We start from the raw sequence: 26,085 nt of genomic DNA, 5'->3' as shown, positions 1-26,085 counted from the left end.
AAACACGGGGGCGATCATGCCCCCGTGTCGTCAAAAAGCTACCAGCCAAATATCCTGTCAGAACACTGAAGGTGCCTAAGTGAACTGCATTAGCCTCGACGGGCGGCCTTTGCTTGGTATCGCAGAACGCGCTCGTTTTAGCGCGAATAGAATTCGACGACCAGGTTCGGTTCCATCTGCACGGCGAACGGAACGTCCGCAAGGCCAGGGATGCGCGAGAAGGTCGCGACCATCTTGTTGTGATCGGCTTCGATGTAGTCCGGCACGTCGCGCTCGGCGAGACCGACCGCTTCCAGAACGATGACCAGCTGCTTGGACTTTTCGCGCACTTCGACGACATCGCCCGGCTTGCAGCGATACGAGCCGATATTGACACGCTTGCCGTTGACGTTGACGTGGCCGTGGTTGACGAACTGACGGGCGGCGAAAATGGTCGGCACGAACTTGGCGCGGTAGACGACCGCGTCGAGACGCGATTCGAGCAGGCCGATCAGGTTCTCCGAGGTGTCGCCCTTGCGGCGGTCAGCCTCTTCATAGACCTTGCGGAACTGCTTTTCCGAAACATCGCCATAGTGACCCTTCAGCTTCTGCTTGGCGCGCAGCTGCAGGCCGAAATCGGAAAGCTTGCCCTTGCGGCGCTGGCCATGCTGGCCAGGACCGTATTCACGCTTGTTGACCGGGGACTTCGGGCGGCCCCAGATATTTTCGCCGAGACGGCGGTCGATCTTGTACTTCGCGGATTCGCGCTTGCTCATCGCATTCCCTTTTCAAAACAATACACCCGGAACCTCATGGTCCGGGTGAAGGAAACGCGCCCTCCTCTGGCCTCCGTTTTCGAGACCTGACAGGGTTTTCCCACGCAACGCGGCGGAAAACCCACGGGACACGTCAGTTCAAACAAGATAGTAGAATTGGATTTCCACGCATCTTGCCCACATAAAGAAAACCACCGGGCATTGCGGCCCGGTGTTGGCGCGCTGATTAAACGGAGATTTAACCGGTGTCAAGCTTGTGGCTGGCGTAGGCCATGGCGACGATATAGCGTCTCTGGGTTGAGTACAGTGCCGGATGTGGCGGGAGGTTGCGCCAGCGGCATCAGGAAGGGACCGGAGCAGAGGAGCTACATTCGCATGAAGAAATTCTTCCTTACCCTGACAGGAGCCGCTGTGTTGGCGGGATCCATGGCGGTCCTGACACCGGAGCCGGCGGAGGCCAGGCATTGGCAAGGACACCGGCATCACCAGGCTTGCCGCATCGTGATCAAGAAGAAGGTTATCTGGCGGCACGGCCACAAGAAGGTCATACGCTACAAGATCAAGCGCTGCAGCGGGCGCTGGTAGGCTCCTATCCGGTCTCAGGCGGCCGATATCATTTCAAAGCCCGCGGTCTTGGCCGCGGGCTCTTTGATTCCGGATGCTTAACCCTTAGTCTTTCGACTTCTTCTCCGGCAGGCCCTTGCGCTTCGTTCGGCGAATTCCTCGAGCTGCTTTTCGCTCATCGATTCGTACATTCCCTTGGAAGCGCCCTGGAGTTCGCTCTTCTTGGTCTCGCCGCGCTTGGCCGACAGAGCCGCGCCGGCGGCTTTCTGCTGGGCTTTCGAGGTGGCTGGCATGGCTCTTTCTCCCGTTAGAATCTGGAGAAAAACGCAACGACTGCCGTGATGTTCCGCTTCGGAATCACGACATCGCCAGCCCGAAGCCCTGTATTAGGCGACGGGTCGGAAAATCGGCTCTTTTCGATGTGAAGACGGCAAGGTCGGGGCCTTCAGGCAGCATCTCGCCACGACCGCTCGGATCGATGTCGGCGAGAAGCGACAGCGCCCGGCGCGCGATCGCTTCAGCGGGGTCGAGCCAATCGACCGGCCAGGGCGCCGTCTTGCGCATGCGATTGGCCAGAAAGGGGTAGTGTGTGCAGGCGAGCACGACGATATCCGTACGCAGCGCATCATGTACGACGAAGCACGGCGTAATCTCGGTGCGCACGGCTTCTTCATCGACGAAGCCCTCACGCATGTAGATCTCAGCCAGTCCCGCCAGCCTGTCGCTGCCGACCAGGCGGACATGGCATTTCTGCGCCCATTTGCTGATCAGGTCGCGCGTGTATTGGCGCTTGACGGTGCCAGGCGTCGCCAGCACCGAAACCAGCCCTGAGCGCGTGCGTTCCGCCGCCGGCTTGATCGCAGGCACCATGCCGACGAAAGGATGCTCGGGAAATCTATCGCGCAACGCATCGATCACCAACGTCGAGGCGGTGTTGCAGGCGATGACGGAAATGGCCGGCGCAAAGCGCTCCAGCAGTTTGCCGAACAATTCGAGTATATGCGCCCTCAGCGCCGGCTCTTCCCAAGCGCCGTAGGGAAACGCAGCGTCGTCGGCGACATAGATGAAGCGGCGGTCGGGCATCAGCACGCGTGCCTCGCGCAGCACGGTAAGCCCGCCGATGCCCGAATCGAACATCAGGATCGGCCGCTCAGTCATTGTCGGTTCCTTTTCCGCCAAGCGGCGGTATGTCATCGTCCTTGCCGGTGTCGGCAAAGCGCGCCGCCTCCGCCTTGCGGGCACGCGCGGCGGCCGCGGGCAAGCGCCGCGGATCGTCGCCAGGGGACCCGTCGCCGCGCGGCATCGCCGGAGAAAACCTGTCGAGCGACGAGATGATGCCGCGCAGCACCTTGAGCTCCGGTTCGGCAAAGCCGGGGCGTGTGAGCACCGCGCGCAGATTGTCGACCATTTTCGGCTTCTTCGGCGCCGGCCGGAAATAGCCGCGCGCTTCCAATGCGCCTTCCAGATACGCAAACAGGCCGTGCAATTCTTCCTTGCTTGCCGGCTTCATGTCCGGGCCGGAAAAATTGGTCTTGGTCTCATCTTCCAGGCCGGACTTCATCCATTCATAGGACATCAGCAGCGCGGCCTGGGCGATGTTGAGCGAGGAGAAATCGGGATCGACCGGGAAAGTGACGATCTCGTCGGCCAAGCCGACCTCGTCATTGTAGAGGCCGAAGCGTTCGCGTCCGAACAGGATGCCAGTGCGTTGTCCCATTGCATGATGGGTCCGAAGCATCCTGCCCGCCTCCACCGGCCCGCGCACGGATTTGAAGCCGTCGCGCTGCCTGGCCGTGGTTGCGAAGACAAAATTCAAGTCGGCGAGCGCCGAGGCCAGGTCGTCGAACACTCTCACGGCGTCGATGACATGGTCGGCGCGGCTGGCCGCCGCGCGTGCCTTCTCGCTCGGCCAACCATCACGCGGGTTGACCAGGCGCAGCTCCGACAGACCGAAATTGGCCATGGCGCGCGCGACCATGCCGATGTTCTCGCCAAGCTGCGGCTCGACGAGGATGATCGCCGGGCCGGCGACTGCAATGCTATCGGGATCTTTGATGACGGGCATGATTGTCAATGAACTGCTGTTTGCGGCATTTCAGCGTCCCTGCCATATTCGGCCGGGAAAATGAAGCATTCGCAAATGACGACGGCTCTGGCCTCCAATTCGTGACCGATCGCCGTTTGCGTGGCCAAAAGCGCTTTGATATACGGGCGACATCTCCCGGCCCAACGCCACGCGGGCAAGGCCGTCCCATATCCCAGCAACGAGGCATTCTTTCCATGGCGAAGATCAAGGTGGCGAACCCGGTCGTCGAACTCGACGGCGACGAGATGACCCGCATCATCTGGCAGTTCATCAAGGACAAGCTGATCCACCCTTATCTCGACCTCAAGCTTGAATATTACGACCTCGGCATCGAGCATCGCGACGCCACCAACGACCAGGTGACCATCGATTCGGCCAACGCCATCAAGAAACACGGCGTCGGCGTGAAATGCGCGACGATCACGCCCGACGAACAGCGCGTCGAGGAGTTCAAGCTGAAGAAGATGTGGAAGTCGCCGAACGGCACCATCCGCAACATCCTCGGCGGCACCATCTTCCGCGAGCCGATCATCATGAAGAACGTGCCGCGCCTGGTGCCCGGCTGGACCAAGCCGATCATCGTCGGCCGTCATGCCTTCGGCGACCAGTACCGCGCCACCGATTTCCGCTTCCCCGGCAAGGGCAAGCTGACCATCAAATTCGTGGGTGAGGACGGCCAGGTGATCGAGCACGATGTGTACGACGCGCCCGGCGCCGGTGTCGCCATGGCCATGTACAATCTCGACGACTCGATCCGCGAGTTTGCCCGCGCCTCGCTGAACTACGGCCTGCTGCGCAACTATCCGGTCTATCTGTCGACCAAGAACACTATCCTCAAGGCCTATGACGGCCGCTTCAAGGACATCTTCCAGGAGGTCTACGAGGCTGAATTCGAGGCCGAGTTCAAGTCGAAGAAGCTGTGGTACGAGCACCGCCTGATCGACGACATGGTGGCCTCCGCCCTGAAATGGTCGGGCGGCTATGTCTGGGCCTGCAAGAACTATGACGGTGACGTGCAGTCCGACACGGTTGCTCAGGGTTTCGGCTCGCTCGGCCTGATGACATCGGTGCTGATGACACCGGACGGCAAGACCGTGGAAGCCGAAGCCGCGCATGGCACCGTCACCCGCCATTATCGCCAGCATCAGAAGGGCGAGGAAACCTCGACCAATTCGATCGCCTCGATCTTCGCCTGGACGCGCGGTCTCGCGCACCGCGCCAAGCTCGACGACAATGCCGACCTAAAGCGTTTCTCCGAAACGCTGGAAAAGGTCTGCATCCAGACGGTCGAGTCCGGCTTCATGACCAAGGACCTGTCGCTCTTGATCGGCCCCGACCAGCCCTGGCTGTCGACCACCGGTTTCCTCGACAAGATCGACGAGAACCTGCAGAAGGCGATGGCCTGACAAGTAAGCAAGATGGGCAAGCCCATCGTCTACGGGGTGGAGTACAGCGTCTATGTACGCATCGTCCGCCTCGTACTCGCGGAAAAAGGCATCGACTACGAGCTTGTGCCGGTCGATGTCTTTGCCACTGATGGCATTCCCGCCTGGTATTTCGAGCACCACCCGTTCGGCCGCATCCCGGCCTTCGAGCATGACGGGTTTCGCCTCTTCGAGACAAGCGCGATTGCGCGCTATGTCGAGGAGGCGTTCGACGGGCCGACGCTGCAGCCTGCCGACGCGCGCGGCCGCGCCAGGATGGGCCAGATCATCGGCATGCTCGACGCCTATGGCTATCGCGCGATGGTCTGGGATGTTGCCGTCGAGCGGCTGGAGAAAGAGGCCCCCGACGAGGCGCTGATCGCCAGCGGGCTGCGCCAGGCCGAAACGGTGCTCGGGGTGCTTACCTCACTCAAGGCTCCCGGACCGTGGCTGCTCGGCGACCAGCTCACGCTGGCCGACCTGCACGCGGCACCCATCATCGCCTATTTCCTCAATGTCGCCGAAGGGCAAGGCCTGTTGGCACGGTTCGCGGACATCCAGGACTGGTATGCGCGCATTGCGGCTCGGCCGAGCTTCGTGCGGACTGAACAAGCCCGCGATAAGTATTGAGAGGCCTGCGGGACAGCGCCCCCCTCTGTCCTGCCGGACATCTCCCCCACGAGTGGGGAGATTGGCAGCGTCCGCTAAGGCGCCTATTCCGGCGCGGTTTTATTTCCACGTGGGAGATTGGCGAAAGCCGACGCGACGTCCGATCTCCCCACTCGTGGGGGAGATGTCCGGCAGGACAGAGGGGGGCGCTGGCCCTCCAACCGTTGCTATAAATTCAGCCCACTAGCCTACGCCGCTTCGAGTGCCGCCCTCACCGCTGCAATCGCATCATCGGCCTTGGAAGCGTCGGGGCCACCGGCCTGGGCCATGTCGGGCCGCCCGCCGCCGCCCTGCCCGCCCAATGCGGCGGAGGCCACGCGGACAAGGTCGACGGCGCTGAAGCGGCCGATGAGGTCGTCGGTGACGGCCACCACGACGCTTGCCTTGTTGTCTTCGCCGGCGCCGACGAAGACGACGACGCCGGAGCCGAGCGAGCTCTTGCCGGCATCGGCCAGCGGCTTCAAATCCTTCGGCGAGACACCGGAGACCGTCTTGCCGAGGAAGCCGACACCGGCGACCGTCTCATTGGCGGCTGGAGCATCGGCTGACGATCCCCCGCCCAGCGCCAGCTTCTTGCGCGCCTCGGTCAATTCCTTCTCGAGCTTCTTGCGCTCTTCGAGCAGCGTCTCGACGCGCGCCGGCACATCGGCCGGCGAAATCTTGAGCACGGCCGCCGTCGCCTTCAAACGCCGGTCCTGCTCGTCGAGATGTTTGCGCGCGGCTTCGCCGGTCAGCGCCTCGATGCGGCGCACGCCGGCGGCGACCGCGCTGTCCGACACGACACGCACCAGGCCGATATCGCCGGTCGCCCGGACATGCGTGCCACCGCAGAGCTCGACCGAATAGGGCCGGTTGGCCTTGGCGCCGTGCACCCCGGTGCCCATGGACACGACGCGCACTTCGTCACCATACTTCTCGCCAAACAGCGCCATGGCGCCTTCGGCAATGGCATCGTCGACCGACATCAGGCGCGTGGACACCGGGCTGTTCTGCACGACGATCTCGTTGGCCATGCGCTCGACCTCTTCGAGGTCCTCCGATGAAATGGGTTTGTTGTGCGAGATGTCGAAGCGCAGGCGCTCGGGCGCCACCAGCGAGCCCTTCTGCGCGACATGGCTGCCCAGCACCTCGCGCAGCGCCTCATGGATCAAATGCGTCGCGGAATGGTTGGCGCGCAACCTGGAGCGGCGCGCATGATCTACCTTCAGTTCGACGGCGGCGCCCGTCTTGACCGTGCCGCTGGCAACCTTGCCGATATGCACGAACAGCCCGTCGGCCTTTTTCTGCGTATCGGAAACCTCGATCGAGAAGCCCTCGCCTGAAATAACGCCGGTGTCGCCCATCTGGCCGCCGGACTCGGCATAGAACGGCGTCTGGTTGACGACGATCGCCACTGCGTCACCCTTGCCGGCGCTGTCGACGGTCTTGCCGTCCCTGACCAGCGCCTGGATGATGCCTTCGGCAGCTTCAGTCTCATATCCGAGGAACTCGGTGGCGCCGGCCTTCTCGCGCACGGAGAACCAGATGGTCTCGGTCGCCGCGTCGCCGGACCCAGCCCAGTGCTTGCGCGCCTCGGCCTTCTGCTGCTCCATCGCATTGGTGAAGCCGGCAAGATCGACAGAGATGCTGCGCTGGCGCAGCGCGTCCTGCGTCAGATCGAGTGGGAAGCCATAGGTGTCGTAGAGCTTGAATGCCGTCTCGCCATCCAGCATGTCGCCGGCATGAAGCGTTTCGGTCGCCTCCGAAAGCAGGCCGAGGCCGCGCACCAGCGTCTTGCGAAACCTGGTCTCCTCGAGCTTCAGCGTCTCGGTGATCAACTGTTCGCCGCGCAGCAGTTCCGGATAGGCCTGACCCATTTCGCGCACCAGCGCCGGCACCAGCTTCCACATCAGCGGTTCGTTGGCACCGAGCAGCTGCGCATGACGCATGGCGCGGCGCATGATGCGGCGCAGGACATAGCCCCGGCCTTCGTTCGAAGGCAGCACGCCATCGGCGACCAGGAAGGAGGACGAGCGCAGATGATCGGCAATGACCCGGTAGGACGCGACAGTCTCCTTGTCGGGACCATGCCCGATCGCGGACGAGGCCGCGTCGATCAGGTGACGGAACAGATCGGTCTCGAAGACGCTTTCCACCCCTTGCAGGATGGACGCCATGCGCTCCAGGCCCATGCCGGTGTCGATCGAGGGGCGCGGCAGGTCGATGCGCTCTTCTTTCGTCACCTGTTCATACTGCATGAACACCAGGTTCCAGAATTCCAGGAAACGGTCGCCATCCTCCTCCGGGCTGCCGGGAGGGCCGCCCCAGATGTGCTCGCCGCGGTCGATGAAGATCTCCGAACACGGACCGCACGGGCCGGTATCGCCCATCGCCCAGAAATTGTCCGATGTCGCGATGCGAATGATGCGGTCGTCGGAAAACCCGGCGATCTTCTTCCAGAAACCGGCCGCCTCGTCGTCCGTATGATAGACGGTGACCAGCAGCTTGTCCTTGTTCAGCCCGAACTCCCTGGTGATCAGGTTCCAGGCGAGCTCGATGGCTCGCTCCTTGAAATAGTCGCCAAAGGAAAAATTGCCGAGCATCTCGAAGAAGGTCAGATGGCGCGCAGTGTAGCCGACATTGTCGAGATCGTTGTGCTTGCCGCCGGCGCGCACGCTCTTCTGGGCGGTCGACGCGCGCGAATAGGGCCGCTTCTCCAAACCGGTGAAGACATTCTTGAACTGCACCATGCCGGCGTTGGTGAACATCAGTGTCGGATCGTTGCGCGGCACCAGCGGGCTCGACGCGACGATCTCGTGACCCTCCTTGCGGAAGTAGTCGAGAAATGTCGACCGGATCTCGTTCACGCCACTCATGAATGCTGCCTTTTCGGAAGAGCCGCCGGCAAACCGGCGGAAATGGGCTCTGCGATTTTAGAAGATTAGGACTTGGCCTTTTAGCCGCCGCGCCTCACCCTGTCCAGAAACACGGAGTTGGTCCAATCCACGGCCTTTGCCGGCCATTCGAACCGGCCTGTTTTCGCTGCCGAAACGCAAAACCGCCGGCACTGGGCCGGCGGTTTCGAAACGCAATAACGCGGAACTCAATTACATAAGCCTGAGATAATAGAACGCGATTATGGCCGAACTCCGGCCGGCATCGCGCACGAAGCTGTTACATGGCGCCGGATTCTTCCTCGAAACCGTCGTCTTCGCCGCGCTCAGGGCCGCCATTCTCGAGGAATTTCTCGGCGATCAGCCCGGCATTCTGCCTGATCGACAACTCGATCTCGCGTGCCGTGTCGGGATTGTCACGCAGGAACAGCTTGGCATTTTCGCGGCCCTGGCCGAGACGCTGCGAATTATAAGAAAACCAGGCGCCAGACTTCTCTACAATACCGGCCTTGACCCCGAGATCGACCAGTTCGCCGGTTTTGGACACGCCCTCACCAAACATGATGTCGAATTCGACCACCTTGAAGGGCGGCGCCAACTTGTTCTTGACCACCTTGACGCGGGTCTGGTTGCCGACAACCTCGTCGCGGTCCTTGATCGAGCCGATGCGGCGGATGTCAAGACGCACCGAAGCGTAGAATTTCAGCGCGTTGCCGCCCGTCGTGGTCTCGGGCGAACCAAACATGACGCCGATCTTCATGCGGATCTGGTTGATGAAGATGACCATGGTGTTGGAGCGCGAGATCGAAGCGGTCAGCTTGCGCAGCGCCTGGCTCATCAAGCGGGCCTGCAGGCCGGGCAGCGAATCGCCCATCTCACCTTCAATTTCGGCGCGTGGCGTCAGCGCCGCGACCGAATCGACCACCAGCACGTCGATGGCGCCGGAGCGCACCAGCGTGTCGCAGATTTCCAGCGCCTGCTCACCGGTGTCCGGCTGCGAGATCAGAAGGTTTTCGAGATCGACGCCAAGCTTGCGGGCATAGACCGGATCGAGCGCATGCTCGGCATCGACGAAGGCGCAGATGCCGCCCTTCTTCTGGGCTTCGGCCACGGTGTGCAGCGCCAGCGTCGTCTTGCCCGAGCTTTCCGGCCCGTAGATCTCGATGATGCGACCGCGCGGCAAGCCACCAACACCAAGCGCGATGTCTAGGCCAAGCGAGCCGGTCGGCACCGTTTCAATCTCGACGACCTGATCGTTGGCGCCGAGCCGCATGATCGAGCCCTTGCCGAAAGCCCGCTCGATCTGCGACAGCGCCGCATCCAGAGCCTTTGATTTGTCCACTGCCTTGTCCTCTACAAGCCGCAAAGAATTCTGAGCCATGATACATCACCCCTTGGTCGTCAATGAAGGCCGGACAATCCGTAATCCCTGCCTATTTGTACCTTTTTTGTTCTCATTTGGCAAGAGGGGTCAAATATCTGAAAAACAAAGAATATCCGGATTTGTTCTTTTTTTGTCCAAGGATTCGATCAGGGATGCACCACACATTGGGCCAGACGGCTCGGTTGTTTCGATCTGCCGAATCGCCGCCTTGCATGCGAAGCTCCGTTGCACAGCCTAGCGCTTGTGCGGCTGGAATAACAAAGGTCATATCGCCGGCATGCTGAAATCCGCGAAAATACTGGCCGTAGGCGGCGCCCATATCGACCGGCGCGGCCAGGTGTCCGGCGCTTACGTGCCGGCTGCCTCCAATCCCGGCACGATGCGCGAGGATGTCGGCGGCGGGGTCTTCAACGCTTTGCGCAGTGCGGTGCGGCGCGGCGTCTCCGCGTCGCTCATATCGGTTCGCGGCGGCGATGCCGCTGCCGACACCGTTTCGCGAGCCATTGCCGAGGCAGGCATTACCGACCTGTCGGCGGTCTTCCTCGACCGCACGACACCGAGCTACACGGCGCTGATCGACAGCGAAGGCGAGCTGATCGTCGGCTTTGCCGACATGGCGCTCTATGATTTGGCGTTTCCCAAGCAGATCAGGCGCTCCAAGGTGCGGGAGGTGATCGCTGCCGCCGATGCGATCCTGTGCGACGCCAACCTGCCCTCTTCGGCGCTGGAACGGCTGGTCGCGCTCGCCACGGGCAAGCCGGTTTTCGCCATTGCAATTTCGCCTGCCAAGGTAACGCGGCTGATACCGGTGCTGAAGGAGCTCTCGCTCGTCTTCATGAACCGGCGCGAGGCCATGGTGCTGGCCGGCGTCGCCGCGACTGCCACGGAGCGCGAGGTCGTCGACGGGTTGCGATGCAGCGGCCTCGTCAGCGGCGTGGTGACGGCGGGCAGCGAGCCCATGCTGGGCTTCGATGAAGCCGGCGCCTTCTCGATCCTGCCGCCGCCGCCAAGAAAGGTCGCTGACGTCACCGGGGCCGGCGATGCCCTGGCGGGCGCAACGGTCGCTGCTTTGCTGCGCGGACTGCCCCTGCGGTCAGCACTGCGCGAAGGCATTGCCGGGGCGACGCTTGCCATCGAAAGCGCCAACGCCGTTCCGGAGTTCACCGCGGCTGATTTCACTGAGGCATTGGCTCTTGTGCCGGATGCCAGGGAAGTGGCATGAGACCGGCAAATTCATAGTGCCACGATGTTGCCTGATGTCCCGACGGACGCGCTGCATTCCGGATTGGAGACCCTGATGACCCCTGAGACCGCCCGCCCCTTCATCGACATCCACGCGCCGGTGGCGCAGGCCCTGGCTGCCGGGCGGCCGGTGGTGGCGCTGGAAAGCACCATCATCACCCATGGCATGCCCTACCCCGACAATGGCGCCATGGCGGCCGATGTCGAAAAGATCATCACCGACGGCGGCGCCGTGCCGGCGACCATCGCCGTGGTTGGCGGCCGCATAAAGATCGGGCTTTCGGACGGCGAGCGCGAATCGCTGGCGATGACGGGCGACGCCATGAAACTGTCGCGCGCCGATCTCGGTTTTGCCGTGGCGCAAGGGCGCACCGGTGGCACCACGGTCGCCGCCACGATGATCGCGGCGCATATGGTCGGCATAAAAGTGTTCGCCACCGGCGGCATCGGCGGCGTGCACAAGGGCGCCGAAAAGAGTTTTGACATTTCCGCCGATCTCGACGAGCTGGCGCGCACCCCGGTCATCGTCGTCTCGGCCGGCGCCAAGGCCATCCTCGACATCGAAAAGACGCTGGAGGTGCTGGAGACGCGCGGCGTGCCGGTGATCGGCCTTGGCTGCGAGACGATGCCCGCCTTCTGGTCGCGGCAGTCGCCGTTCCGCGCGCCGCTGACCTTGCACGAGCCGGAAGCGATCGCGCATTTCTACCAGACGAGGGCAGCGCTGGGGCTCGCCGGCGGCATGCTGATTGCCAATCCGGTGCCGGAAAACCATGAAATCCCGGCTGAGGAGATGGCGGGCTATATCGACGCCGCGCAAAAGGCCGCAGAAGCGCTCAGCGTGACCGGCAAGGCGGTGACACCGTTCCTGCTGTCGAAAATCCTCGAACTGACCGGCGGCAGGAGCCTGAAGACCAACATCGCGCTGGTAGAGAACAATGCGCGGCTGGCGGCGAGGATTGCCAAGGCGTTGTAGGCCAACGTCGGCGGGACAGCACCCCCCTCTGTCCTGCCGGACATCTCCCCCGCAAGGGGGGAGATCGAATGTCGTCAACGCCTCTGCAATCTTCAACGTTGAAAAAGCAGGCAGACGGTGAAACCGCCAATCTCCCTCCTTGCGGGGGAGATGGCCGGCAGGCCAGAGGGGGGGGTGCTGTCCCGCTAGCGTTCCAAGGCTGGCATCACTTCCCCGCCCGCCGTCCAGCCGCATACGCCCGCCGTACCCAGGCCGCCATCTCGTCGGGATCATCGAAAGCGCTGTCGGGAACGCCCCAGTAGGGCATGGCGACCAGCTTGCCGTGGCGCGAGCCGGTATAGGTCCATTGCGTGCAGCCGGCGGCCTCGAACTCGGGCGCGCTTTGCTCGTCGGCCTTCAGCATCAACTCACCGTGCAGCACGATGGCGACGATGACACCGTCGAAATAGATGCCCTTGCCGCCGAACAGTTTTCGGATGCTGACAGGGCCGAGGCCCTCGAACAGTTCGGCGATGCGTTCATTGTCCATGCCGCGATCATGTCACCGGCGTTTGGCCTTGTCATCGCCGCAACCAAAATCATGCTGACAGGTTGTGTGAGGTCGATCGGAGTTTCCCGCCATGCCCGTCCTGCTCAAAGGGTCCTGCCGCTGCAATGCCGTGCGTTTCGAGGTGGAGAGCCACACGCCGGCGCCATTCATGCTGTGCTACTGCTCGATCTGCCGCAAGCAGCAGGGCGGCGGCGGGTTTGCCATCAATCTCGGTGCGGACAACGAAACACTGAACATCAGGGGCAAGCGCAGCCTCGGCGTCTTTCGGGCGGAGATCGAGGACGACGAGCATCCGCATTGCGAAATCTCGACCGGCGAGCGCAATTTCTGCAAGAAATGCGGGGCGGCCCTTTGGCTCTACGATCCGACATGGCCGGAACTGGTGCATCCCTTCGCCTCGGCGATCGACAGCGATTTACCCATTCCGCCAAGCAAGGTGCACCTGATGCTGAAATACAAGGCGAACTGGGTGGAGCCGGAGGTTGGCAAGCATGACAAGGTCTTCGACGTCTATCCCGAGGAATCGATCGCCGACTGGCACAAGCGGACGGGCATGTGGGTGGATTAGCGTCCTTCACCCCGTTTACGGCGGGGCGATTGCATATGGGTTTTTACGAAGAGGACCCCCACCCTAACCAAAAGGGGGAGGGAACGCTGCCGCGCGCCATCCTTTTGGCGTCGAAACCTCGGGGATTTGCGGAATCAGCGCCTACCGAGTCTCCCTCCCCCTTGTGGGGAGGGATTAAGGGTGGGGGTATTCGTAGAGCGCAAGCCAGTCATATGCGATCACCCCTGCCGCTTACGGGGCTGGAAGATCAGGCCGAGGCGCGTGCTTCTGCCAGCGCCTTGAGGTCCGCCGGCTTCAACTCGACGGACTCACCGCAGCCGCAGGCCGAACTCTGATTCGGATTGCGGAATGTGAAGCCAGTGCGCAGCGTCGTCTGCTCGAAATCCATCTCCGTGCCGAACAGGAATAGCGCTGCCTCGGGCGCCACATAGACATGCGCGCCATCGCGCTCGATATGGTCGTCCTTGGTGTTGGGCTCGGTCACCAGATCGACCGTATATTCCATGCCGGCGCAGCCGCCCTTCTTGATGCCGAGGCGGATGCCGTGCGCGTTGTCGCGGGTGGCAACGATCTCGCGCACCCGGTCGGCGGCCTTTTCGGTCATCGTGATGACGGCGAAGCGTCCCATTCTTTTTCCTTCCATTCCATGCAGGTTCAAGGCCTGCCGAATGATTCCTCACCTAAAATGGTGAAGTTTTATCCCTGGCGCAAGTGCACCAGCCTCTGTCGGGCTAGTACCAACCCACCGCGACCTGCGCCTCTTCCGACATGCGATCGGCCGACCATGGCGGGTCGAAAGTCATGTTGACCTCGACGCCGGACACGCCTTCGACGGCGCCGACGGCGTTTTCCACCCAGCCGGGCATTTCGCCGGCGACAGGGCAGCCGGGCGCGGTCAGCGTCATGTCGATCTTGACCGAGCGATTGTCCTCGATGTCGATCTTATAGATCAGGCCGAGTTCGTAGATGTCGGCCGGAATTTCCGGATCGTAGACGGTCTTCAGGGCCGAGACGATGTCGTCGGTCAGCCGCGCCAGTTCGTCGGCTGGAATGGCCGATCCCGAAACCAGCGCATTGGGCGCGGTTTCCGGAATGGTCTCGGCAGCGATGCTTGCATCATCCATGGTCGTCACCCAAAAAAATCATCATCCGAAGAATTTGCGCGCTTTTTCGAGCGCCTCGGCCAAAGCGTCGACTTCGGCCCTGGTATTATACATGCCGAACGATGCCCTGCATGTGGAGGTTACGCCGAAGCGTTTCAACAGCGGCTGGGCGCAATGGGTGCCGGCGCGGACAGCAACGCCCTGCCTGTCGATCACCATCGACACGTCATGCGCATGAATGCCTTGCAGCTCAAACGAGATGATGGCGCCCTTGCCGGGCGCATCGCCGAAGATGCGCAGCGAATTGATGGCGCGCAGCCGCTCATGCGCGTAGTTCTTGAGGTCTTCCTCATGGGCGGCAATGCGCTCGCGGCCGATTTTTTCCATATAGTCGAGCGCAGCACCCAGCCCGATCGCCTGGACGATCGGCGGCGTGCCGGCTTCGAAACGGTGCGGCGGCTCGTTGTAGGTGACGATGTCTTCCGTCACCTCCTCGATCATCTCGCCACCGCCCATGAAGGGGCGCATGCCCTGGAGAATGTCCTTCTTGCCGTAGAGCACGCCGATGCCCGAGGGGCCGTAGACCTTATGGCCGGTGAAGACGAAGAAGTCGCAGTCGAGATCCTGCACATCGATCGGCATATGCACGGCGCTCTGGCTGCCGTCTACAAGGACGGGAATTCCACGCGAATGCGCAATGCGCACGATCTCCTTGATCGGCGTCACCGTGCCCAGCGCATTCGACATCTGTGTGATGGCGACCAGCTTGGTGCGGTCGGTCAGGCGCTTCTCGAATTCCTCGATGTGGAAGACGCCGAGATCGTCGACCGGCACCCAGACGAGTTTCGCGCCCTGCCGCTCGCGGATGAAATGCCAGGGAACGATGTTAGAGTGGTGCTCCATGATCGACAGCACGATCTCGTCGCCCTCGCCGATGTTGGGCATGCCATAGCCATAGGCGACGGTATTGATGGCCGACGTCGTGTTCGAGGTGAAGACGATGTTGTCGGTGCTCGGCGCGTTGAGGAAACGGCGCACCGTTTCCCGCGCCTTTTCATATGCGTCGGTCGCCGCATTGGAGAGGAAGTGCAGGCCGCGATGGACGTTGGCATATTCCTGGGAATAGGCGTGCTGGATGGCGTCGAGCACCGCCTGCGGCTTCTGTGCCGAGGCGCCATTGTCGAGATAGACCAGCGGCTTGCCATAGACTTCCCGCGACAGGATCGGGAAATCGCGGCGGATCGCTTCGACGTCGTAGAAATCTCCGATCTTGCCTGGAGCGTTCATCAGGTCACCCGTGTGCCACGAACCAGTCGTCGAGCCGCGCTTCCAGCGCCTCGACGATCGCTTCGTCGTCCAGTTCCTCGATCACCTCCGCGACGAAGGCCTTCACGAGCAACCCCCGCGCGCTTTTCTCGTCGACGCCGCGCGCCATCAGGTAGAACAGATGGTTGTGGTCGATCTCGGTCACCGTCGCGCCGTGGCCGCAAATCACGTCGTCGGCGAAGATTTCAAGCTCGGGCTTGGTCGAGAACTCGCCATCGTCCGACAGCAACAGCGTGTTGCAGGCCATCTTCGCGTTGGTCTTCTGCGCATATTGATGGACGTTGATGCGGCCCTGGAACACACCGCGCGCCTTGCCCGTCACCACATTGCGGATCACTTCCGTAGAGGTCGTGTGCGGCACGGCGTGGTCGAGCACCATGGTCACGTCTGTGTGGGTGTCGCCGGCCAGCAGGTTGATGCCGCGAAGCTTGAAATCGGCGCCTTCGCCAGTCGTCCTGACCATGATCTCCTGGCGCACGAGCTTGCCGCCGGCGTTCATGACGAACAGCGTCAGTTTCGCATTCTTGCCGATATGGGCCTTGAACTGCGCCAGATGCGTCGCCGTTTCCGGCTGCTCCTGGACGACCAGCCACGTCACCTCGGCGCCCTCGTCGAGCACGATCTGACTGACCGAGCTGCTCAAGGCAGCGCCATCACCCGTCTGCCGTTCGACGATGACGGCCTTGGCGCCGGCGCCGACGCGCACGGGCAGGCGCACATGCGTCTGGCCGCCGGCCTGCAGGTTCTGCAGTTCGATCGGCTTTTCAAGTTCCACACCATCGGCGATGTCGACAAAATACCCGTCGGCGACGAAAGCCGTGTTCAGCGCGCCGATTGCGTCGTCGCTGCCATAGGGATCGAGCCCCGGTGCGATGCTGCCGTCGACCAGCTTTTCCGAAAGGCGCTGGAAGGTGACGCCTTCAAGGACAGGCACCTTCGCGTCGGACTTGCCGTTCAGGATCGACACCACGGCAGAACCCTCGACGATCGGTGCGATGGCTTTAGCCATGGCGGCCGGGTCGAAGTCCGGCACGGTATTCAGCAACCGCCGCAGGTCGGTATAGTGCCAGGATTCGACGCGCCGCGTCGGCAGGCCGTGCTTGATCGTCTCGATGGCGTCGTCGCGCTTCAGCATCACCGCGCCGTCGCCCGGCAGCAGCGACAATCGGTCGCCGAACGCGTCGATCAACGCTGTCTCGGCCGGTGTCCGCTGGGGCTGTGCGTGCATATTCATTAGTTTGACCTTGCCCTCTGGCATCTCACGCGGCTTCGCCGATCACGCCGGCATAGCCATTGGCTTCCAGGTCGAGCGCCAGCGACTTGTCGCCTGACTTGATGACCTGGCCCTTGTAGAGCACGTGCACGGTGTCGGGCACGATGTGCTCAAGCAGGCGCTGGTAGTGGGTGATGACCAGGAACGCCCGGTCCGGCGCGCGCAGCGCGTTGACGCCGTCGGAAACGATCTTCAGCGCATCGATGTCGAGGCCGGAATCAGTCTCGTCGAGCACGCACAATTTCGGCTCCAGCAGCTTCATCTGCAGGATCTCGGCGCGCTTCTTCTCGCCGCCGGAGAAGCCGACATTGAGCGGCCGCTTGAGCATCGCCATGTCCATGCTGAGCGAGGCGGCGGCTTCCTTCACGCGCTTCAGGAATTCCGGGATCTTCAGCGGCTCCTCGCCACGTGCCTTGCGCTGCTCGTTCATCGCCACTTTCAGGAATTCCATGGTCGCAACGCCCGGTATCTCCATCGGATACTGGAAGGCGAGGAAAATGCCTGACGTGGCGCGCTCGGCCGGATCCATTTCGAGGATCGACTGGCCGTTGTAGAGGATGTCGCCTTCGGTCACCTCATAGTCCTCGCGGCCGGCGAGGATGTAGGACAGCGTCGATTTTCCCGAGCCGTTCGGCCCCATGATCGCGGCGACCTCGCCGGCTTTCACCGTCAGGTTCAAGCCACGGATGATCTCGGTGCCGTCATCGACGATGCGGGCGTGCAGGTTTCTGATTTCAAGCATTTTTTCGTTTCCTGAATATATATCCGGTCAGCCGACCGAGCCCTCAAGGCTAATCCCGATCAGCTTCTGTGCTTCGACCGCGAATTCCATCGGCAGTTGCTGGATCACGTCCTTGACGAAGCCGTTGACGATCAGCGCGATCGCTTCCTCTTCCGGGATGCCGCGCTGCATGACGTAGAATTTCTGGTCCTCGGAAATTTTCGACGTCGTCGCTTCGTGCTCGAACTGCGCCGTCGAATTCTTGGCTTCCATGTAGGGCACGGTGTGCGCGCCGCACTGGTCGCCAATCAGCAGCGAGTCGCAGTTGGTGAAATTGCGGGCGTTGGTCGCTTTGCGATGCGCCGAGACCTGGCCGCGATAGGTGTTCTGCGAGTAGCCGGCGGCGATACCCTTGGAGATGATGCGGCTCGACGTGTTCTTGCCAAGATGGATCATCTTGGTGCCGCTATCGACCTGCTGATAACCGTTCGACACGGCGATCGAATAGAATTCGCCTTGGGAATCGTCGCCACGCAGGATGCAGCTCGGATATTTCCAGGTGATGGCCGAGCCGGTCTCCACCTGCGTCCACGAGATCTTCGAGCGGTCACCCCGGCAGTCGCCGCGCTTGGTGACGAAATTGTAGATGCCGCCCTTGCCCTCGGCGTCGCCGGGGTACCAGTTCTGCACCGTCGAATATTTGATCTCGGCATCGTCGAGCGCCACCAGCTCGACCACCGCGGCATGCAGCTGGTTCTCGTCGCGCTGCGGGGCCGTGCAGCCCTCGAGATAAGAGACGTAAGCCCCCTCCTCGGCGATGATCAATGTGCGCTCGAACTGGCCGGTGTTCTTCTCGTTCATGCGGAAATAAGTCGACAGCTCCATCGGGCAGCGCACGCCCTTGGGCACGAAGACGAAGGAGCCGTCGGTGAACACGGCGGAGTTCAGCGTCGCGTAGTAATTGTCGGAGGTCGGCACGACCGAACCGAGATACTTCTGCACCAGCTCCGGATGCTCGCGGATGGCTTCCGAGATCGAACAGAAAATGACGCCGGCCTGCGCCAGCTCCTTCTTGAAGGTGGTGACGACGGAGACGGAATCGAACACGGCGTCGACAGCGACGCGGCCCGATTTGTAGACGTTATCGCTGACCTCCTCGAGCTCCGAGGCATCGGTCTTCTGCACACCGGCAAGGATTTCCTGCTCCCGCAGCGGAATGCCGAGCTTTTCATAGACCTTCAAGAGTTCGGGATCGACATCGCTGAGCGAGGTCGGGCCGGGCGTGCTCTTGGGCGCCGCATAGAAATAGATGTCCTGGAAATCGATCTTCGGATAGTGGACGCGCGCCCAGGTCGGCTCGTCAAGCGTCAGCCAGCGGCGATACGCTTCCAGACGCCATTCCAGCATCCAGGACGGCTCGTCCTTCTTGGCCGAAATGAAACGGATGATGTCTTCGCTGAGGCCCTTGGGGGCCTTGTCCATCGCGATTTCGGTCTGGAATCCGTATTTGTATTGGTCGACGTCGATCTTTCGGACCCGATCGATCGTGTCCTGCACAGCAGGCATATGCGTTCTCCATCCACGCCGGGGTCAAGGCCCGACAGTTTTCAAACTATGGCACCGCCAAAACCGAACCCCAAGAGGTGCTCGCGGCGGCGTAAGTTTAATATAGTGCGCTTCGACCGGGAATTCACCCGGCCAGCATGAAACGCACGGCTCTACCAGGCCGAAAGGCCCAAATTCGTCCAACCGCTACGCGGCCCGTTCTCTATCCGCCCTACGTGCGGCAATACCCGCAAGCGCGGTGCGGAAAAGCTCAACGTCTTCCGCGCCGGTCGCCGGTCCGATGGACACCCGCAAGGCGCCGAGACTGTCGCCGTATCCCATGGCTTTCAGCACATGGCTCGGTCCGACCTTGCCAGACGAACAGGCAGAGCCGGCCGACAGCGCCACACCGGCCAGATCGAAGGCGATCTGCGCGGTTTCGGCTTTGACGCCCGCAATAGCGAAGAATGCCGTATTGGCAAGCCTTGGCGCACCGGTTCCGAAGATTTCCGCGTCCGGCACCAGCGTTTTCACGATGGCCTCGATCTCGTCGCGGCGCCGGCGCACCGCATCCATGGCCGGCAATCCGGCAAGGGCCTCGCGGGCGGCCGCGCCAAAACCGGCAATGGCAGCGAGGTTTTCAGTGCCGCCGCGATGGCCCTTTTCCTGGCCACCGCCAGTGACCAGCGGCTTCGGCATCATCAGATCCGAAGCCGCGACCATGGCGCCGACGCCCTTGGGACCGCCGATCTTGTGCGAGGACAGAATCAGATAATCGGCGTAACCAGCTGATAGATCGATCGAAACACGCCCGGCGGCCTGCACGGTGTCGACAATGAGGATACCGCCCGCCGCCTTGACAATCCCGGCGATGCGATCGATCGGCTGGATGACGCCGGTTTCGTTGTTGGCGGTGTGGATGGCGACCAGCGGCAGGCCTTCGCTCTTGTCATGACCGCCGAGCACCGATGCCAAGGCGCCGAGATCGGCGATGCCGTTGGCGTCGACACCGATCCGGGTAACCTGCGCTGCCGGGAAGTGTCCGCCATTCAACAGGCAGGGATGATCGGCCTCGGACACGTAAAGCCGGCTCATGCGCACGGTGCCGCGCCCCATCCGCCAGTCTGGTGACAGCAGCGTCGAGGCTGCTTCCGTCGCACCGGAGGTGAACACGATATGCTCCGCCTTGGCGTTGACGAGCGCCGCCACGTCACGCCTGGCGGTCTCGATCAGGCGGCGGGCCGCACGCCCCTCGGCGTGAACCGATGACGGATTGGCGGCGACGTCAAGCGCCGCGACCATAGCCTCGCGGGCCGCGGCAAGCAGCGGCGCACTGGCATTATAATCGAGATAGGCGCGTTTTGCGGCCATTTTCGTCCGTCAAGTCCCGTCAGAAGCCATTCCGATGTCGTATGGCGTTATTTCCTTGAAATTCCAAGGCGAGCCGTCCTATTTACGCGGCTTGCGGCGCGGGTGGCCGGGCTCGATGTCTTGCCACCCAGTTTTGAACAATTCTAAACTAGCTTCTAAGAAGACGCTCGCCCTGCGTCAAGGCCAGAGGAAACGTTCCAGGCACCGCGCGTTCGTATTACCAAGTGGAGTATTTTATGCCTGAGGTCATTTTCACCGGTCCTGCCGGCCGCCTGGAGGGTCGCTATCAGCCTTCCAAGGAAAAAAGCGCGCCGATTGCCATCGTCCTGCACCCGCATCCGCAATTCGGCGGCACGATGAACAACAAGATCGTCTACGACCTCTTCTACATGTTCCAGAAGCGGGATTTCACCACGCTGCGCTTCAATTTCCGCGGCATCGGCCGCAGTCAGGGCGAATTCGACCACGGCACCGGCGAGTTGTCGGATGCCGCCGCGGCGCTGGATTGGGTGCAGTCGCTGCATCCCGATTCCAAGAGCTGCTGGGTCGCCGGCTACTCCTTCGGCTCCTGGATCGGGATGCAGCTTCTGATGCGCCGGCCGGAGATCGAAGGCTTCATCTCGATCGCGCCGCAGCCCAACACCTATGATTTCTCGTTCCTGGCGCCCTGCCCGTCATCGGGCCTGATCATCCATGGCGATGCCGACAAGGTGGCGCCGCCGAAGGATGTGCAGGGCCTGGTCGACAAGCTGCACACGCAGAAGGGCATCACCATCACGCAAAAGACGTTGCCCGGCGCCAACCATTTCTTCGCCAACGATGCCGACCTGCTGCTCGAGGAATGCGCCGACTATCTCGACCGCCGGCTGGCCGGCGAATTGTCGGATCCGCGTCCGAAGCGGCTGAGATAAACAAGAAAAGAACGGACGGCGATGTACGAGCCTCCTCATTTCAGGGAAACGCGGCCGGAAATCCTGCACGGGCTGATCCGGACGCATCCGCTGGGCCTGTTGATTTCCAACGGGTCCGATGGGCCGGTCGCCAACGCTGTCCCGTTCCTGCTCGACGCGGAAATCGGGCCTAACGGCAGGCTGCGCGCCCATCTGGCGCGGGCCAACCCGCAATGGCGCCTGCTGGCCGACAATCCGGCTTCACCGGTATTGATCGTCTTCCAGGGCAGCGATGCCTATGTGACGCCGTCCTGGTACGAGACCAAGCGCGAGACCGGCAAGGTGGTGCCGACCTGGAATTATGCCATCGTGCAGGTTCGCGGCACAGTCAAGGTGATGGATGACCAGGATTGGCTGGCGCAGCAGATCGCCGATCTGACGGCGTCGCAGGAAGGCGCTCGCCAAGCGCCCTGGGCAGTGACCGACGCGCCGGAGCCGTTCATCCAGTCGCAGATCAAAGGCATTATCGGGCTGGAAATCGAGATCAGCGAAATCCACGGCAAGTGGAAGGTCAGCCAGAACCGGCCTGTGGCCGATCGCGTCGGCGTTGCCCAAGGGCTGGAAAGCGAAGACCACCAGTCGCCCGGCATGGCCGGCCTAGTCAGATCCTATGGCGGGCTGGACGGCAACTGAACTTCGGATGCTCAGGCAGCCTTCCTTGTCGGTCCGATCAGCCAAAACGTTGTCTTGCGGACCGGCAGTCCCGAAGGCATCGGCCGGAAGATGAAGCCGAGCCGGGCAAAGACCAGCCCGCAGGCCAGCGCGAAACCGCAGCCAAGGCCGAAGCCGGCGACGGTGTCGCTGGGATAGTGCGCGCCAACGAAGATACGGGTCGAGGCGATGCAGGCAGTGATCGCCAGGGCGATGTACCAGCGCCGCGGAAACAACAGCAAAGCGACCCCGAACACCGCGCCCATCGTCGTACCATGGCCGGATGGAAAGCCGGCGAAGCGCGCATCGAAAGCGAAGGGGTGCAGGGTAAGCACGCCAAAGTCCTCGTAATAGAGCGGGCGAGCCCGGCCAATCGCATATTTCAGCACATTGACGGCGATTCCCGACAGGCCGGTGGCGCACAGCACCAGAAAAGCCAGGCAGGTCCAGTTGTAGAGGAGCATCAGCGAGCGCCGGGAGAGGCTTCGCCAATCCGTCAGGTTCGCGGCGACAAGCAGAAGCGCCGACGGAATGAGATACCAGCCACCCAGGCCGAACTGGGTGAAAAAGTCGGCAGTCCGGGCAAATCCCGCCGACCACTTGCCGTGAAGCATTCCGGCCGGAGTGTCGAGACGAACAAACGCTGCCGCCGTCAGCAAAATCCAGACCAGCACCCAGACCGACCACAAAACGTTCGGGTATCTGGCCGGACGGGTGGCAAGGCGGCTTTTGGCGATCTGCATCGTATCGCGAAAATTGTCGAGCGACCGGCGCCCTACCCCAAGGAGCAGGCTCGAAACGGGCGGGCGTGATTTCACCAGCATAGGAAATTCGACCCCATTGTTGCCGTCATGGGCATCGGCGAGCCGTCACTGGGTTACACGATAGAGGCCGAGCGACAGCTTGTCTCCCGATGAATAGTTGAGGCCGTCGACCTCGGCAACGCGGTTCGCCGACTTGCCTTGCGCCGCCAGCAGCCCATTCAGTTTCTGCTCGTCGCCGACCTGCGCCAGCGCCAGGGCGCAGGCAGGATCGCCGAGCAGATGCTTGGCGACGCCATCGACATCGGTCAGGACGGTCTTGGTGCCGACCAGGAACACCAGGCTCGGCTCGTGATATTCCGCCGAAGCGAGCACCGTGGTGTCGCAAGGCCTGTTGGCCTGGAACGCCGCCTCGATCGCCGGGCTCAGCCAGATCGGCTTCAGCGAAGGCGCGATGACGCCGAACAACAGCCCATAGGTGATGCCCGCGCAAGCCGCGACGGCGCCGATGCGAGGAAGCGGAACCTGCAACTCCCGCGAGAAGGCAAGGTAGCCCGCCCCCAGTGCTGCCGCGGCGGCCGGAATGCTCCACCAGGAGAAGGTGCCGGTGAGGTAGATCGGCGCTCCGACGCAGACCGCCGCCAGGCCAAGGCTGACCACGGCAAGACCGAATGCGGTCGACCACCACAACCAATCCTGCCAGCGCCTGAGCGGCGCATTCGCCTCCTGCGGCGGCAAGGTCAGCAGCCAGCCGATCAGCAGCGCCATGCCGGGATAGGCCGGCAGGACATAGTGCGGCAGCTTGGTCGGGATCAGCTCGAACACCAGCCAGAACGGAATGTACCAGGCCAGGCAGAAACGCAACCGCGGATCGTCGCGCAGACGGTTGAGGGCCTGCAGCCCGGCGCCGACCGCGATCAGACCGAACGGCCACATGAACAAGGAATAGGTCAGCATGTAGAAGCCCGGCGGCAGGCCGTGCGATTCCTCGCCCGAGGCGACCTTGGCCATCATGTCCTTGCCGACGGCATCACTGAGAAAGGCGCCGCCGCTCTTCCAGGTGATGAGGGCCACCCAGGGCAACACGATGAGCACCACCAGAGCGACACCGCGCACGAGCTTCAGCTTCAGGAGCCAGCGCCAGTCGCGCTCGAAGGCAAACAGGGCGGCGACCGTCAGCACCGACAGGAGCGGAGCCACCGGCCCCTTGATAAGGATTCCGAGGCCTTGAGCCGCCCAGAAGATCCACGGCAAATGGGCGGCCACCGGTTCGTTGCGGCGCGATGCCAGATAAATCTGGGCGAGCGCGCCTTGCGCCGCCACGCAGCAGGCCAGCAGCATGGCGTCGGTCTTGGCGTCACGGCCCTCGAAGGCTGTGGCGAAGATAGCCGCCATTATCAGGCCGGCGGCGAGACCGGCATTGGCCCCGAACAGCTTGGTGCCTGTCCAGGCAATGCCGACGACGGCCAAGGCAATGCCAAGCATGGAGACGAGGCGGTAGACCCAGATCGGCGCCGCCGCCCCCTCGCCGCTCAGCGCCACGGCCGCCGATTGCAGCCAGTAGATGCCGATCGGCTTCTTGTAGCGCGAGGCATCCTGAAAACGGATGTCGACATAGTCGGAGGTTTCGACCATCTGCTTGGTGGCCTGGACAAAACGGGATTCGTCCCGGTCGACGGGTGGAAGGCTCGCCAGTCCGCTGAATGTCATCAGCACGCTGAACAGAAAGAGAAAGAGATAGTTCCTGTTCATCGCGGAGCTTTCCGGATCTGATCTGCGGGATGGCCCCGTCGCGGCGCCTCAGGCCCTGCCCCTGCGCGGCGCCTCAATACGCCAGCCCAAACGACGAAGCAAGGATTCGCAAACGCCATCCGCGTGGGCACCAAAACAGGAACCCGCTTTTGCTGATCGCTGGACCTTTGTCTGGCGCGCGATCAGACGCAAAACCGGAAACCACTTTTGCTGATCGCGCTTGGATGCTAAACGCCCGCGTTCATGCACATCCGAGCCACAGCGGCCGGGCGCTTTCGGGAAAGAAACAATGTCCGCCTTCAAATCCGATTTCCTGCGCACGATGAGCGAGCGCGGTTTCATCCACCAGACTTCGGATGATGCCGGCCTCGACAATATCTTCGCCAAGGAGACGGTGACGGCCTATATCGGCTTCGACGCCACCGCCAAGAGCCTGCACGCCGGCTCGCTGATCCAGATCATGATGCTGCACTGGCTGCAGCAGACGGGTCATCGGCCGATCGCGTTGATGGGCGGCGGCACCTCGATGATCGGCGACCCGTCCTTCAAGGACGAGGCGCGCAAGCTTTTGACCCCGCAGGACATCGAAGACAATCTAGCCGGCATCCGCCGCAACTTCATGCCCTACCTCAAATTCGGCAGCGGTCCGAACGACGCCATCATGGTCAACAACGCCGACTGGCTGATGGAGATCAACTACGTCAATTTCCTCCGCGATGTCGGCCGTCACTTTTCCGTCAACCGCATGCTGGCGTTCGATTCCGTCAAGTTGCGGCTCGATCGCGAGCAGTCGCTGTCGTTCCTCGAATTCAACTACATGATCCTGCAGGCCTATGATTTCGTCGAGCTCTACAAGCGTCTCGGCTGCCGCCTGCAGATGGGCGGCTCCGACCAGTGGGGCAATATCATCAACGGCATCGATCTCGGCCGCCGCATGGAGGATGCGCAGCTCTATGCGCTGACGACGCCGCTGCTCACCACCTCGTCGGGCGCCAAGATGGGCAAGTCGGCTTCGGGCGCGGTCTGGCTCGATGCGGAGATGCTGAGCCCCTACGAATTCTGGCAGTACTGGCGCAACACCGAGGATGCCGACGTCGCCCGCTTCCTGAAGCTCTACACGACGCTGCCGCTGGACGAGGTGGCGCGGCTCGAACAGCTCGGCGGATCCGAGATCAATGAGGCCAAGAAGATCCTCGCCACCGAGATCACCGCCCTGCTGCACGGCCGTGCAGCCGCCGAGCAAGCCAGCGATACGGCGCGCAAGACGTTCGAGGAAGGCGCGCTCGCGGAGTCGCTACCGACCGTCGAGGTCGACAAAACGGCGCTTGAAACCGGCGTCGGTATCCTGTCGCTGCTGGTCGCTGCCGGACTGGCGGCATCGAACGGCGAAGCGCGGCGGCATGTGCAGGGCGGTGCCGTGCGCCTGAACGACGAGCCGGTGAGCGACGAGCGCCGCCTGGTGACATCAAAGGATTTGAGTCCGGAAAACATCGTAAAGCTGTCTTTGGGAAAGAAAAAACACATTCTGGTGCGGCCAGTCTGAA

General features: G+C 62.4%; 24 protein-coding genes and 1 pseudogene. 9 read left to right on the top strand and 16 right to left on the bottom strand.

The window, feature by feature from the left end; translation table 11 throughout:
• Nucleotides 1-137 precede the first annotated feature (137 nt).
• Nucleotides 138-755: a 30S ribosomal protein S4 gene (rpsD, locus tag NKJ11_RS31080; protein ID WP_023759539.1), complete on the bottom strand. Its 618-nt coding sequence runs from the start codon at nucleotides 753-755 to the stop codon at nucleotides 138-140.
• 375 nt (nucleotides 756-1,130) lie between these two features.
• Between rpsD and NKJ11_RS31075 the strand changes: the two genes are divergently transcribed.
• Nucleotides 1,131-1,340, top strand: a complete 210-nt coding sequence (locus NKJ11_RS31075) for a hypothetical protein (RefSeq protein ID WP_023810329.1) — start codon at nucleotides 1,131-1,133, stop codon at nucleotides 1,338-1,340.
• An 84-nt stretch (nucleotides 1,341-1,424) separates the two neighbouring features.
• Here NKJ11_RS31075 and NKJ11_RS31070 read toward each other — a convergent pair.
• The 3 genes and pseudogenes from NKJ11_RS31070 to NKJ11_RS31060 form a co-directional block, all read right to left on the bottom strand.
• Nucleotides 1,425-1,612, bottom strand: a pseudogene (locus NKJ11_RS31070) (DUF3008 family protein).
• A gap of 64 nt (nucleotides 1,613-1,676) precedes the next feature.
• Nucleotides 1,677-2,477: a glutamate racemase gene (gene murI, locus NKJ11_RS31065; protein WP_352794987.1), complete on the bottom strand. Its 801-nt coding sequence runs from the start codon at nucleotides 2,475-2,477 to the stop codon at nucleotides 1,677-1,679.
• Nucleotides 2,470-3,384 (bottom strand): RNA methyltransferase, encoded by a 915-nt coding sequence (locus NKJ11_RS31060; RefSeq protein ID WP_128303273.1) that lies wholly within the window; start codon nucleotides 3,382-3,384, stop codon nucleotides 2,470-2,472. Before NKJ11_RS31060 ends, murI begins: the two co-directional genes overlap by 8 nt.
• Nucleotides 3,385-3,599: 215 nt before the next feature.
• On the opposite strand from NKJ11_RS31060, the gene NKJ11_RS31055 reads away from it, so the two are divergent.
• Both NKJ11_RS31055 and NKJ11_RS31050 read left to right on the top strand, forming a co-directional pair.
• Complete coding sequence (locus NKJ11_RS31055; protein ID WP_127321786.1) at nucleotides 3,600-4,811, top strand: NADP-dependent isocitrate dehydrogenase; 1,212 nt, start codon at nucleotides 3,600-3,602, stop codon at nucleotides 4,809-4,811.
• Between the two features lie 12 nt (nucleotides 4,812-4,823).
• Entirely contained in the window at nucleotides 4,824-5,459 is a 636-nt protein-coding gene (locus tag NKJ11_RS31050) for a glutathione S-transferase family protein (protein ID WP_352794986.1), read from the top strand.
• Nucleotides 5,460-5,686: 227 nt separating this feature from the next.
• Here NKJ11_RS31050 and alaS read toward each other — a convergent pair whose 3' ends face one another.
• Complete coding sequence (alaS, locus tag NKJ11_RS31045) at nucleotides 5,687-8,353, bottom strand: alanine--tRNA ligase (RefSeq protein ID WP_352440144.1); 2,667 nt, start codon at nucleotides 8,351-8,353, stop codon at nucleotides 5,687-5,689.
• 298 nt (nucleotides 8,354-8,651) lie between these two features.
• Nucleotides 8,652-9,752 carry a recombinase RecA gene (gene recA, locus NKJ11_RS31040; protein WP_023810321.1) on the bottom strand — a complete coding sequence of 367 codons (1,101 nt, stop codon included), beginning with the start codon at nucleotides 9,750-9,752 and terminating at the stop codon, nucleotides 8,652-8,654.
• A gap of 280 nt (nucleotides 9,753-10,032) precedes the next feature.
• On the opposite strand from recA, the gene NKJ11_RS31035 reads away from it, so the two are divergent.
• Both NKJ11_RS31035 and NKJ11_RS31030 read left to right on the top strand, forming a co-directional pair.
• Entirely contained in the window at nucleotides 10,033-10,977 is a 945-nt protein-coding gene (locus NKJ11_RS31035; RefSeq protein WP_128303269.1) for a carbohydrate kinase family protein, read from the top strand.
• Between the two features lie 75 nt (nucleotides 10,978-11,052).
• A complete protein-coding gene (locus tag NKJ11_RS31030) occupies nucleotides 11,053-11,970 on the top strand; it encodes a pseudouridine-5'-phosphate glycosidase (protein WP_352630283.1) in 918 nt (305 codons plus the stop codon).
• Between the two features lie 205 nt (nucleotides 11,971-12,175).
• On the opposite strand, the gene NKJ11_RS31025 is transcribed toward NKJ11_RS31030, so the two are convergent.
• On the bottom strand, nucleotides 12,176-12,499 hold the full coding sequence (locus tag NKJ11_RS31025) for a TfoX/Sxy family protein (RefSeq protein WP_352630285.1): 324 nt from the start codon (nucleotides 12,497-12,499) through the stop codon (nucleotides 12,176-12,178).
• A gap of 91 nt (nucleotides 12,500-12,590) precedes the next feature.
• On the opposite strand from NKJ11_RS31025, the gene NKJ11_RS31020 reads away from it, so the two are divergent.
• Complete coding sequence (locus NKJ11_RS31020) at nucleotides 12,591-13,088, top strand: GFA family protein (RefSeq protein ID WP_352552740.1); 498 nt, start codon at nucleotides 12,591-12,593, stop codon at nucleotides 13,086-13,088.
• Nucleotides 13,089-13,335: 247 nt separating this feature from the next.
• Here NKJ11_RS31020 and sufA read toward each other — a convergent pair whose 3' ends face one another.
• The 7 genes from sufA to NKJ11_RS30985 form a co-directional block, all read right to left on the bottom strand.
• Nucleotides 13,336-13,716: a Fe-S cluster assembly scaffold SufA gene (gene sufA / locus NKJ11_RS31015; protein WP_023810316.1), complete on the bottom strand. Its 381-nt coding sequence runs from the start codon at nucleotides 13,714-13,716 to the stop codon at nucleotides 13,336-13,338.
• A gap of 103 nt (nucleotides 13,717-13,819) precedes the next feature.
• Complete coding sequence (locus NKJ11_RS31010; RefSeq protein WP_023810315.1) at nucleotides 13,820-14,212, bottom strand: SUF system Fe-S cluster assembly protein; 393 nt, start codon at nucleotides 14,210-14,212, stop codon at nucleotides 13,820-13,822.
• Nucleotides 14,213-14,233: 21 nt separating this feature from the next.
• A complete protein-coding gene (locus NKJ11_RS31005; RefSeq protein WP_352610554.1) occupies nucleotides 14,234-15,478 on the bottom strand; it encodes a cysteine desulfurase in 1,245 nt (414 codons plus the stop codon).
• Nucleotides 15,479-15,482: 4 nt separating this feature from the next.
• Entirely contained in the window at nucleotides 15,483-16,751 is a 1,269-nt protein-coding gene (sufD, locus tag NKJ11_RS31000) for a Fe-S cluster assembly protein SufD (protein ID WP_352610552.1), read from the bottom strand.
• A gap of 25 nt (nucleotides 16,752-16,776) precedes the next feature.
• A complete protein-coding gene (sufC, locus tag NKJ11_RS30995; RefSeq protein ID WP_023810312.1) occupies nucleotides 16,777-17,532 on the bottom strand; it encodes a Fe-S cluster assembly ATPase SufC in 756 nt (251 codons plus the stop codon).
• 27 nt (nucleotides 17,533-17,559) lie between these two features.
• Nucleotides 17,560-19,077, bottom strand: a complete 1,518-nt coding sequence (gene sufB, locus NKJ11_RS30990; RefSeq protein WP_352610551.1) for a Fe-S cluster assembly protein SufB — start codon at nucleotides 19,075-19,077, stop codon at nucleotides 17,560-17,562.
• A 186-nt stretch (nucleotides 19,078-19,263) separates the two neighbouring features.
• Nucleotides 19,264-20,427, bottom strand: a complete 1,164-nt coding sequence (locus tag NKJ11_RS30985; RefSeq protein WP_352610550.1) for a cysteine desulfurase family protein — start codon at nucleotides 20,425-20,427, stop codon at nucleotides 19,264-19,266.
• Between the two features lie 236 nt (nucleotides 20,428-20,663).
• Between NKJ11_RS30985 and NKJ11_RS30980 the strand changes: the two genes are divergently transcribed.
• Both NKJ11_RS30980 and NKJ11_RS30975 read left to right on the top strand, forming a co-directional pair.
• Nucleotides 20,664-21,338 (top strand): alpha/beta hydrolase, encoded by a 675-nt coding sequence (locus NKJ11_RS30980; RefSeq protein WP_023669128.1) that lies wholly within the window; start codon nucleotides 20,664-20,666, stop codon nucleotides 21,336-21,338.
• A 21-nt stretch (nucleotides 21,339-21,359) separates the two neighbouring features.
• The gene (locus tag NKJ11_RS30975; protein WP_352440138.1) at nucleotides 21,360-22,010 is read left to right on the top strand and encodes an FMN-binding negative transcriptional regulator; all 651 of its coding nucleotides are present in this window, start codon (nucleotides 21,360-21,362) and stop codon (nucleotides 22,008-22,010) included.
• Between the two features lie 11 nt (nucleotides 22,011-22,021).
• On the opposite strand, the gene NKJ11_RS30970 is transcribed toward NKJ11_RS30975, so the two are convergent.
• Together NKJ11_RS30970 and NKJ11_RS30965 are read right to left on the bottom strand one after the other, a co-directional pair.
• Entirely contained in the window at nucleotides 22,022-22,852 is an 831-nt protein-coding gene (locus tag NKJ11_RS30970; RefSeq protein WP_352610549.1) for a phosphatase PAP2 family protein, read from the bottom strand.
• Between the two features lie 45 nt (nucleotides 22,853-22,897).
• Nucleotides 22,898-24,541, bottom strand: coding sequence for an ArnT family glycosyltransferase (locus tag NKJ11_RS30965; RefSeq protein ID WP_352720377.1), 1,644 nt, complete (start codon nucleotides 24,539-24,541; stop codon nucleotides 22,898-22,900).
• Between the two features lie 289 nt (nucleotides 24,542-24,830).
• Here NKJ11_RS30965 and tyrS point away from each other — a divergent pair, with 289 nt between their 5' ends.
• Nucleotides 24,831-26,084, top strand: coding sequence for a tyrosine--tRNA ligase (gene tyrS, locus NKJ11_RS30960; RefSeq protein ID WP_352794985.1), 1,254 nt, complete (start codon nucleotides 24,831-24,833; stop codon nucleotides 26,082-26,084).
• Nucleotide 26,085: the final 1 nt, after the last annotated feature.

This window comes from Mesorhizobium sp. M0243 (assembly GCF_040321775.1).
In the GTDB taxonomy this organism is placed as follows: Bacteria; Pseudomonadota; Alphaproteobacteria; order Rhizobiales; family Rhizobiaceae; genus Mesorhizobium.
The sequence above is the reverse complement of the archived record's forward strand: the minus strand, read 5'-3'. Positions and strand labels throughout refer to the sequence as shown.

Bases quoted from the DNA above. Each gene is read 5' to 3' on its own strand.
- rpsD (WP_023759539.1), bottom strand. From the start codon at position 755: ATGAGCAAGCGCGAATCCGCGAAGTACAAGATCGACCGCCGTCTCGGC.
- NKJ11_RS31075 (WP_023810329.1), top strand. From the start codon at position 1,131: ATGAAGAAATTCTTCCTTACCCTGACAGGAGCCGCTGTGTTGGCGGGA.
- murI (WP_352794987.1), bottom strand. From the start codon at position 2,477: ATGACTGAGCGGCCGATCCTGATGTTCGATTCGGGCATCGGCGGGCTT.
- NKJ11_RS31060 (WP_128303273.1), bottom strand. From the start codon at position 3,384: ATGCCCGTCATCAAAGATCCCGATAGCATTGCAGTCGCCGGCCCGGCG.
- NKJ11_RS31055 (WP_127321786.1), top strand. From the start codon at position 3,600: ATGGCGAAGATCAAGGTGGCGAACCCGGTCGTCGAACTCGACGGCGAC.
- NKJ11_RS31050 (WP_352794986.1), top strand. From the start codon at position 4,824: ATGGGCAAGCCCATCGTCTACGGGGTGGAGTACAGCGTCTATGTACGC.
- alaS (WP_352440144.1), bottom strand. From the start codon at position 8,353: ATGAGTGGCGTGAACGAGATCCGGTCGACATTTCTCGACTACTTCCGC.
- recA (WP_023810321.1), bottom strand. From the start codon at position 9,752: ATGGCTCAGAATTCTTTGCGGCTTGTAGAGGACAAGGCAGTGGACAAA.
- NKJ11_RS31035 (WP_128303269.1), top strand. From the start codon at position 10,033: ATGCTGAAATCCGCGAAAATACTGGCCGTAGGCGGCGCCCATATCGAC.
- NKJ11_RS31030 (WP_352630283.1), top strand. From the start codon at position 11,053: ATGACCCCTGAGACCGCCCGCCCCTTCATCGACATCCACGCGCCGGTG.
- NKJ11_RS31025 (WP_352630285.1), bottom strand. From the start codon at position 12,499: ATGGACAATGAACGCATCGCCGAACTGTTCGAGGGCCTCGGCCCTGTC.
- NKJ11_RS31020 (WP_352552740.1), top strand. From the start codon at position 12,591: ATGCCCGTCCTGCTCAAAGGGTCCTGCCGCTGCAATGCCGTGCGTTTC.
- sufA (WP_023810316.1), bottom strand. From the start codon at position 13,716: ATGGGACGCTTCGCCGTCATCACGATGACCGAAAAGGCCGCCGACCGG.
- NKJ11_RS31010 (WP_023810315.1), bottom strand. From the start codon at position 14,212: ATGGATGATGCAAGCATCGCTGCCGAGACCATTCCGGAAACCGCGCCC.
- NKJ11_RS31005 (WP_352610554.1), bottom strand. From the start codon at position 15,478: ATGAACGCTCCAGGCAAGATCGGAGATTTCTACGACGTCGAAGCGATC.
- sufD (WP_352610552.1), bottom strand. From the start codon at position 16,751: ATGAATATGCACGCACAGCCCCAGCGGACACCGGCCGAGACAGCGTTG.
- sufC (WP_023810312.1), bottom strand. From the start codon at position 17,532: ATGCTTGAAATCAGAAACCTGCACGCCCGCATCGTCGATGACGGCACC.
- sufB (WP_352610551.1), bottom strand. From the start codon at position 19,077: ATGCCTGCTGTGCAGGACACGATCGATCGGGTCCGAAAGATCGACGTC.
- NKJ11_RS30985 (WP_352610550.1), bottom strand. From the start codon at position 20,427: ATGGCCGCAAAACGCGCCTATCTCGATTATAATGCCAGTGCGCCGCTG.
- NKJ11_RS30980 (WP_023669128.1), top strand. From the start codon at position 20,664: ATGCCTGAGGTCATTTTCACCGGTCCTGCCGGCCGCCTGGAGGGTCGC.
- NKJ11_RS30975 (WP_352440138.1), top strand. From the start codon at position 21,360: ATGTACGAGCCTCCTCATTTCAGGGAAACGCGGCCGGAAATCCTGCAC.
- NKJ11_RS30970 (WP_352610549.1), bottom strand. From the start codon at position 22,852: ATGCTGGTGAAATCACGCCCGCCCGTTTCGAGCCTGCTCCTTGGGGTA.
- NKJ11_RS30965 (WP_352720377.1), bottom strand. From the start codon at position 24,541: ATGAACAGGAACTATCTCTTTCTCTTTCTGTTCAGCGTGCTGATGACA.
- tyrS (WP_352794985.1), top strand. From the start codon at position 24,831: ATGTCCGCCTTCAAATCCGATTTCCTGCGCACGATGAGCGAGCGCGGT.